Annotated in this window: 5 protein-coding genes; all 5 read left to right on the plus strand. The window is 60.0% G+C overall.

Going from position 1 to position 7,025, the window contains the following annotated elements; translation table 11 throughout:
* Positions 1–17 precede the first annotated feature (17 nt).
* Entirely contained in the window at positions 18–1,910 is a 1,893-nt protein-coding gene (locus QZ650_RS07735) for a beta-CASP ribonuclease aCPSF1 (RefSeq protein WP_292521411.1), read from the plus strand.
* A 2-nt stretch (positions 1,911–1,912) separates the two neighbouring features.
* Positions 1,913–2,980: an MFS transporter gene (locus tag QZ650_RS07740; RefSeq protein WP_292521413.1), complete on the plus strand. Its 1,068-nt coding sequence runs from the start codon at positions 1,913–1,915 to the stop codon at positions 2,978–2,980.
* A gap of 38 nt (positions 2,981–3,018) precedes the next feature.
* Positions 3,019–4,449 carry an aldehyde dehydrogenase family protein gene (locus tag QZ650_RS07745; protein WP_292521415.1) on the plus strand — a complete coding sequence of 477 codons (1,431 nt, stop codon included), beginning with the start codon at positions 3,019–3,021 and terminating at the stop codon, positions 4,447–4,449.
* Between the two features lie 205 nt (positions 4,450–4,654).
* Complete coding sequence (locus QZ650_RS07750) at positions 4,655–5,368, plus strand: fasciclin domain-containing protein (RefSeq protein WP_292521417.1); 714 nt, start codon at positions 4,655–4,657, stop codon at positions 5,366–5,368.
* A 506-nt stretch (positions 5,369–5,874) separates the two neighbouring features.
* The coding region (locus tag QZ650_RS07755) for a hypothetical protein (protein ID WP_292522482.1) at positions 5,875–7,025 on the plus strand (1,151 nt) is incomplete at its 3' end.

Below are 7,025 nucleotides of genomic sequence, written 5' to 3' on the forward strand. Positions count from 1 at the left end.
TTTTTAGGACGATTTTAATGGTGATTGATGAGAAACTTCGGGAACTTAAGGAGCAGATCAACAAGATTGTTCCCAGCGGGATTACGATATCAGACGTCGAGTTTGAAGGGCCTGAACTTGTAATCTATACGGATGATCCGAAACAGTTTGCCGACCAGGCAGACCTGATAAAAATACTTGCGCGCGACTTGCGCAAACGCATCGTCGTGCGCCCGAATATTCTTGAAGACCCGGAACGGGCGGCCCAGGAGATCCGGGCCGTTGTCCCGGAGAACGCGGGGATCACGGATCTCTTCTTCGACCCGGAGACGGGTGAGGTCCTGATCGAGGCGGAGAAGCCCGGTGTGGTCATCGGCAAGAACGGCATAACCCTCCGCGAGATCACAAAGCAGATCGGCTGGACGCCGAAGGTTGTCCGGACACCGCCTATCGAGAGTTCGACGGTGAAGCAGATCCGCACCTATCTGCGGTCGGTCAAAGACGAGCGCAAAGCATTCCTGCGGACGATCGGCCGCCGCATCCACCGGGAGGTCACGAGCAAAGACCAGTGGCTGCGGGTCACGACGCTCGGGTGCTGCCGTGAGGTCGGCCGCGCTGCGTTCCTGATCTCGACACCGGAGAGCAAAATCCTGGTAGACTGTGGGGAGAAGCCGGGCAGTACCACGAACGGGACGCCGTACCTCTACGTGCCCGAGATCTATCCCCTTGATACGCTTGATGCGGTGGTGCTCACCCATGCGCACCTTGACCACTGTGCTCTCGTTCCCCTCCTCTACAAATACGGCTACGAGGGGCCGGTCTACTCGACCCCGCCGACGAGGGACCTCTCGGCGATGCTCCAGCTTGACTACCTGGACGTTGTCCGGAAGGAGACGGACAAGATCCCCTACACCTCAAACGAGGTGAAGGCCTACATGAAGCACTCAATCACGCTCAACTACGGCAGCGTGACCGATATCGCCCCCGATGTCAAGCTCACCTTCCATAACGCAGGGCATATCCTTGGGTCGGCCATCGCGCACTTCCATATCGGTGAGGGGCTCTACAACATCGCGTTCACCGGGGACTTCAACTACCAGAAGACCAGGCTCTTCTCCCCGGCGGTATCATCCTTCCCGCGGCTTGAAGCGCTCTTTATGGAGAGCACCTACGGCGGGTCGAACGATATTCAGCCCCAGAGGAAAGACGCGGAGGATAAACTCTACGAGACGGTCTCGACGACGATCCAGCGCGGCGGCAAGGTGATCATCCCCGCGTTCGCCGTCGGCCGGTCGCAGGAGGTCATGCTCGCCCTTGAGGAGGGGATCCGGCGGCAGAAGATTCCGCCGGTGAAGATCTACCTCGACGGCATGATCAAGGAAGCAACGGCGATCCACACGACCTACCCGGAGTACCTTAACAGCGATCTGCGGAACCAGATCTTCCGCGAGGGATTGAATCCCTTCCTCTCTGAGGCCTTCGTCCAGGTGGACTCCCCCGACCTCCGCGAGAAGGTGATCTCGGGCGACCCTTGCGTTATCATCACCACGAGCGGTATGCTGAGCGGCGGGCCGGTGATGGAATACCTCAAGGCTCTGGGCCCCGATGAGCGCAACGCACTCGTCTTTGTCGGCTACCAGGCGGAAGGGACGCTCGGGCGGCGTATCCAGAAAGGATGGCGTGAGATCCCGCTCGGGTGGCGCGAGACGATCGTGATCAACCTCGAGATCGCGACGAGCGACGGGTTCTCCGGCCACTCGGACCGGAAGCAGTTGATGAACTACGTTGCCCATCTTCAGCCGCGCCCGGAGAAGATCTTCACCATCCACGGCGACGAGAACAAGACAATCGACCTTGCGAGTTCCATCTATAAGCGGCACCGTATCGAGACCCATTCCCCCCTGAACCTTGAGACATACCGCATGATCTAGGTATGCTGCGAAACCTGCCCATTCTCCTCGGGATATTCGTGGTGATGGCGCTCTCAAACGCCGTCGTCCCGGTACTCCCCGATTTTGCCGAGGGGGCGGCGCTGCAGGGCGTGGTCTACTCCGCATACTTTTTGGGCGCGTTTGTCACGGTGCTGCCAGCGGGGATCGCAAGCGACCGGATAGGCAGCGTGCCCCTCATCCGCACCGGGCTTCTCCTGACCCTTGCAAGCGGCATCCTCATCCTGCTCTTTCCTTCGGGCCTGCCGCTCCTCGTCTTCCGGGTGGTTGAGGGGATCGGGGCCGGGCTCTTCCTCTCGGCGGCGCTCGCGTGGGCGAACTCGCAGCCGTCGGCCGGGCAGCTCAGCGGCTACGTCATGGCGGCCTTGAACCTTGGTCTGGTTGTGGGGCTTCTTGCAACGGGCTGGCTTGACGCGGCATTCGACAACCACCTTGCAGGGATTGCTCTCTTTACGGTGCTTGCGGTCCCCGCGGCTGCAATGAGCTTCGTCGTCCGGGAGAGCGAGCGCACAGGCTTTGCGAAGGCGGATTTCACAGCGATCGTGCGGAACTATTTCTGGCTCTTTGCCGCGGCGGTCGTTCTCGTGGGGATGACCGGGGCGGTGGCGGCCGTCTACCCCGAGTACACCGGGAACGACTCGTCGGTGCTCGCCCTGCAGCTTGCGACGATCAATATCGCGACCATCGTTGCCGTTCTCGTGGCTCCCCGGATCAACTTCCGTCCCGTTCCGACCATCCGGGCCGCCTCGCTCCTGATGGCGGCGGCGGTTCTGGCGGGCTACGTCACGCCCTATGCCTTTCCCGCCATCGGGGCGCTGTCGGGCGTGATCATCGTCGCGGTTCTTGCGTTCCTGGCGGAGACGAGGGTTCAGCAGGGCGTGATGACCGGGATTTTTAACACCGCGTCCTATGCCGGGTTCACGTTTCTCTCCACCCTTGCAGGGCTGGTCGCGGGTTTGTTTGGATTCCTGGCCGCATTCCTCCTGTTGGCCGGGATGTCGGCGGCGATAGCGCTCACCATCGGCAGGTGCCGGTGCGAATACTCCGGTTGACAGAGTGCATATTACCACCCCGGTCTATAAGATCACGCATGAAGATGCTGATCAACGGCGAGTGGCGTGATTCGGTCTCCGGGAAGGTATTTGAGGTGCGTAATCCTGCGACAGGCGAGTTGGTCGACGAGGCGCCGTTCGGCAGCGAGGACGACGTTCGATCCGCTGTAGAAGCCGCCGGAGAGGCGTTTTCGGATTGGTCCGCGAGAAGTCCCCGAGACCGCTCGAAAGTCCTCCTCTTCGCCGCGGAGGAGGTGCGCCGCAGGAACACCGATCTCGGAGCGCTCCTGACCACCGAGCAGGGAAAGCCCATCCGTGAGGCGGTCGACGAGATCAACGGGTTTGCAAACATCCTTGAGTACTACCATGCCCTCTCCGCGGGAAAGCAGGGCGAGTTCCTGAAGATCCGGGGCTACGGCCGCGCTACCGTGCAGAGACGCCCGCTCGGCATCTGCGGCGCGATCATCCCCTGGAATATGCCGGCGATCATCATGGGCTGGAAGATCGGGGCGGCCCTGACGGCAGGGAATACGATGATTCTGAAGCCTGCCCGGACCGCCCCGCTGACCTGCATGAAACTCGCGGAGATCCTCGGGGAGGCGGGGCTCCCGCCCGGTGTTCTCAACGTCGTCACCGGCCCGGGGGAGACGGTCGGCCGGGAGATCGCGAGGAACCCGGGCGTTCGGAAGGTCTCGTTCACCGGCGAGGTCGGGACCGGGAGACAGGTCGCTCTGGACGCCGCACCGGCACTGAAGCACCTCACGCTGGAACTCGGGGGAAGCGATCCCATGATCGTCTGTGATGATGCCGATATCAAAGCGGCGGTCGAGGGTGTCATCCGGGGCCGGTTCTACAACTGCGGTCAGGTCTGCACGGCGGTTAAAAGACTCTACGTCTTTGAATCGATCGCGGAGGAGTTCATCCGGCGGCTGACGGCGAGGGTCGAGGCGATTGTCGTCGGGAACGGCATGGACCGGGGTGTCGGGATGGGGCCGCTGAACAACCGTGCGGGCTTTATGCGGGTCGTCACACAGGTCGATACTGCCCGGGAGCGGGATGAGGGAAAGATCATCGCAGGGGGGCGGACGCCGGACGGTGAGGCGTACAAACACGGGTTCTTCTTCCTCCCGACGCTCATCACAGATGTCCCCTACGACTCCGTCCTCTTCTCGGAGGAAGTCTTCGGCCCGGTGCTGCCGATCGCGACCGTGCCGGGCCTCGATGAGGCGCTTGAACTCGCGAACAACAGCCGTTACGGCCTCGGGGCGTCGGTATGGACCCGGAGCGCGGATGTGATTGCCCGGGCGACAGAAGATCTCGAAGCGGGGATCGTCTGGGTGAACCAACACCTGAGGATTCCACCCGAAGTGCCGTTCGGGGGGACGAAATCGAGCGGTATCGGCAGTGAGAACGGCAGCCGGGCGCTCGAGGAGTATATGGAGGAGAAGGCTGTCCTGATACGGCTTTAGGCCCCGGATCTCAAGGCGGTGGAGAGCCTTCCGGGGCGGTGTTTTCAGAGGGCGGGAATGGATGCGGATCGCTCGCATCCCCGGCAGTCCGGCGAACGAAGTTGTTCAGACCGCTGGTTCTGCCATCCGGATTTTCACCAAGGGTATAACAACATTTATATAATCCAGCACTTATCCTCCCCCCTCCCAAGGGGGGATGGATTGTATGAGACGACGGATAGGTCTATGCGCGTGCCTCCTCGTCCTTCTGGCGATGCCGTTTGGTGTGACAGCGGCAGTAGTCGGAGACGAGAATGCAACGATGACACCGGCCGGCGAGGTCGGGCAGATGGATAATCAGACGGTAAATATGACGATTGCCGAATACATCAGCCAGGACCAGAACCTGACAAGGTTTGCTGAAGCGATCAATACGACTGAACTCTTTGATACTCTGAACTCTGGCGGTCCGTACACGGTCTTTGCTCCAAACGATGAAGCGTTCAACACTCTCGGCAACGATACCGTCAGCCAGCTCATGAACGAGCCCAATAATCTGACCATGGTTCTTCAGTACCACGTTGTTGAGGGTGAGTACACATCGGAGAACCTCACCAACATGAGCCAGAACCAGACCGGAGGCCAGTCTGACGGGGGGATCCTTGATATCTTCAGCGGGCTTCTCGGTGAGGGTGGACAGGCCGGGAACATGACGACGCTCAACACGCTCTCCGGTGAGAGTCTGAACGTCACGGTCAGCAACGGCGAGATCATGGTCGAGAACACCACCGTCACCATGATGGACATCAATGCGACCAACGGTGTGATCCACATCATCGATCAGGTGCTGGTGCCGCCATCTCTGAACCTGACCGCGACTGGAAACCAGACAATGACGGAGAACGAGTCAGGGCTGTTGGGCGAGACAATCATGGCATGAACCGGATAGTGGAAGACCGGGATAGAGGACGGCACAGGCTGCTGCCGTCCCCGGCATCATCCACAGGGCATTCACCCGTTACCCGGTCTTGCTCCAGCTCTTTTTCGGGACATTGATAACCCCGGACCAACGCCAACCCGACCACCGGTAAGTATGCCGGGCTGCCGGGGTATCAGTCCTCCGACCAGCCGGCGGTCTTCGCTTTGCCGGACTATCTGGTGCCAGAACGGCCGATCGGCCGCTGTAAACGGAGGAACAGTTTGTACCTGTCCGGAGACTTTCGCGACCATACGTGGTGCTACGGGAGTCATATGGATCCCGGAGGCAAATTTCCTGAAACACCTCACTTTGCCGGTTTTTGTCTTTATGAACGTTCATTAAATTTTATGACAATATTTTTATACTCCGCACCATATTCATCTGCCCGCAAGGGGGGATACTGTATGAAACGACCTTTAATGTTCAGTTTGGGCATTATCCTTCTCCTTTCGATCACTGCCGCAAGTATGGCAGTCCTGATCGGGGAGGGACCTGTCGAACTGAACCCTGATGAGACTGTGAACATTACACCCATAAACAGTACCGAAACGTATCAGGTGCCCCAGGTAAGCGTGCTCGGAGCACTTGACGTAGCCTCGGAACTTGGTGGATTCGAGTATCAGGTCGCTGAGGGGCTGCCTCCGGAACAGGGAAACCTCAGCATCTTCTCGATCACGAATGAAGAGAACCAGACAATTGAGAATGAGGTAATGAACGGGACATCGTATGCCTGGACGTATTGGATTAACGATGAGCGGGGTATGGCCGGACCTGCGGTGACGAACGTGACCGACGGCGACAACGTGACCTACTCCTACGGACCTCCGTCCCATTCCATCGTGAACGCTTCGTATACGCTGATAGTCAACGCGAGCGTATCCGAGGCAGCCGCGAACGTGACGCCGACTCCGACGGTGAACGTGACGCCGACCCCGACGGTGAACGTGACTCCCACACCACCGGTGAACGTCACCCCGTCACCGACGGTGAATGTGACTCCCACACCACCGGTGAACGTCACCCCGTCACCGACAGTGAATGTGACTCCCACACCACCGATGAACCTGACCGTGACGCCAGTCGTCAACATCTCCGACCAACCGATTATGAACGCTACGGTGGTCGTTGACAACGCTACAATCCACCGGCCGGGCTGGGCGGACATCCACGCGGACCTGAACGGAACGCCGGGAGCCATCATTGGCTACAGCCCGATCACCCCGGGCGTGAACGAGAACGTGACCGTAGCAATCGAGGTTGAGAACGCCACACCGGTGCTCTACGCCATGCTCCATCTCGACCAGGGGGTGCAGGGCGTTCACGAGTTCCCTGGTCCTGACGTACCGGTACTTCTGAACGGGAGCCCCGTCCAGCAGGCCTTCAACGTGACCGGAGGACTGCCGTCCGTTAACGTGACACCGACCCCGACAGTGAATGTGACACCGACCCCGACAGTGAATGTGACACCGACCCCGACAGTGAATGTGACACCGACACCGACGGTGAACGTGACACCGACACCGACGGTGAACGTGACACCGACACCGACGGTGAACGTGACACCGACACCGACGGTGAACGTGACACCGACCCCGACAGTGAACGTGACACCGACACC

It is taken from the genome of Methanoculleus sp. (assembly GCF_020696975.1).
Lineage (GTDB): Archaea > Halobacteriota > Methanomicrobia > Methanomicrobiales > Methanoculleaceae > Methanoculleus.